Here is a 1789-nt window from a genome sequence, read left to right on the forward strand (position 1 = left end):
GTCGTGCTGCTGATCGTCTGGATCTACAAGCCGCTCGCCGAAACCGTCGGGCTCTCGTTCTACAAGTGGAACATGGTCCCCACCAGCCCGAAAACACCGGTGGGCCTGGACAACTACACGCGGGTGCTCGCGCTGCCCGAACTCCATCAGGCACTGCGCAACACCGTCGTGTACGTGCTCGCGTTCATGGTCTTCTCGTTGCTGCTCCCCGTGGTCGTGGCGCTGCTGTCGAACCGGGTGTCCGGGCGGGCGAAGACCGTGTACCAGGCGTTGATCTTCGTTCCGTTCCTGGTCACACCGGTTGCCGGGAGCGCGATCTGGCGCTGGCTGTTCAATCCCGACGGCGGCACGATTCCCCGGGTCGCCGCGACGCTGGGCTTCGAGTTGGGCAACGTCTTCCGTGAACCCTCGCTGGCGCTGGCCGGTGTGGTGCTCATCGTCGGGTGGCAGATGCTCGGATTCGGTGTCCTCGTGGTCTCCGCCGGGCTGGCCGGCATCAGTCCCGACTACGCGTCGGCGGCCGCTCTCGACGGCGCGTCGCAGGCAACGATCACCCGCCGGATCATCCTTCCGCTGTTGTCGCCGACGTTGGTGTTCCTCGGGCTGATGACGATCCTCCTCGGGGCGCAGTGGGCGTACCCGATCATCGACATCGTCACCCAGGGCGGACCCAGCGGCGCCTCCACGAACATCTACTACCTGCTCTACCAGTTCGGGTTCCAGAACTTCGACGCCGGACTGTCCGCCGCCGCGGGAACGCTGTTCTTCCTCGGCTTCGGGCTCATCGCGATCGTGTTCGTCCGCCTGTCGGACCGACTGAGCTTCTACGACAACTGAGATCGAGAACGAGGACCACTCATGACATTTGTACTCGTCGACGGGCCGGCCGACCCCGCCGCCGCCACGACCGCGGCACCGCCGGCTCGCGATCCCGGCGACGCTCCCGTCGCCACTCGCTCACTGCCCCGGCTCGCGACCGGTCACGTGGTCCTCGCCGTGGTGACCCTCTTCAGCGTGTTCCCGGTGTACTGGATGTTCGCCACCGCGTTCCGCGCGCCGGAGGACTCGTTGTCCGTCAATCCGATTCCCTCGCCGTTCTCCCTCGCCAATGTCCGCTACGTGTGGGAAAACCTGCCGATGGTGTCGATGCTCGGCAACACGTTCGTCATGGCGTTCGCGATGGCAACGAGCCAGTTGGTGGTCGCGATCCTCGCCGCCTACGCGTTCTCGCGGTGGACGTTCTTCGGCAAGCAGGTGTTGTTCCTGCTGTTCGTCGGATCGTGGCTGGTGCCGTTCCAGGTGACGATGATCCCGAACTACCTGCTGATCTCGCAGATGGGTCTGCTCAACACCGTGGCGGGCATCGTGATCCCCAACCTGTGCTCGGCGTTCGGGGTCCTGCTGATGCGTCAGCACATGGAGGCGTTCCCGCGGGAACTGCTGGACGCCAGTCTCATCGACGGACAGAACTCGTGGGCCACCCTGTGGAAGGTGGTGCTGCCCAACATGAGGCCCGCGCTCGCGGCGCTGGGCATCATGCTGTTCATCTCGGCCTGGAACGAGTACCTGTGGCCCTCGCTGGTGATGCGGCAGTCCAATGCCGTGGTCCAGATCGGAATCCGCGGGTTCCTCGGCGAGGAGGGCAACAACTGGGGCGCCGTCATGGCCGCGTCCGGCATGGCATGCCTGCCCATCTTCCTGATCTACCTGTTCCTGCAGCGCTACGTCCGCGACGCGTTCGTGCGGTCCGGACTCAAATAGCCGTCCGCCTCACCGTTCACCTCATTCA

2 protein-coding genes are annotated in these 1789 nt (G+C 65.1%); both read left to right on the forward strand.

The window, feature by feature from the left end:
* Positions 1–837 (forward strand): carbohydrate ABC transporter permease (locus P3H15_RS53775; RefSeq protein ID WP_276144786.1); only part of this gene is annotated, 837 nt, incomplete at its 5' end.
* Positions 838–858: 21 nt separating this feature from the next.
* Entirely contained in the window at positions 859–1761 is a 903-nt protein-coding gene (locus tag P3H15_RS53780) for a carbohydrate ABC transporter permease (RefSeq protein WP_276144787.1), read from the forward strand.
* Positions 1762–1789 lie beyond the last annotated feature (28 nt).

The sequence above is a fragment of the Rhodococcus sp. T2V genome, from assembly GCF_029269925.1.
Classification (GTDB): domain Bacteria; phylum Actinomycetota; class Actinomycetes; order Mycobacteriales; family Mycobacteriaceae; genus Rhodococcus_F; species Rhodococcus_F koreensis.

Bases quoted from the DNA above. Each gene is read 5' to 3' on its own strand.
- P3H15_RS53780 (WP_276144787.1), top strand. From the start codon at position 859: ATGACATTTGTACTCGTCGACGGGCCGGCCGACCCCGCCGCCGCCACG.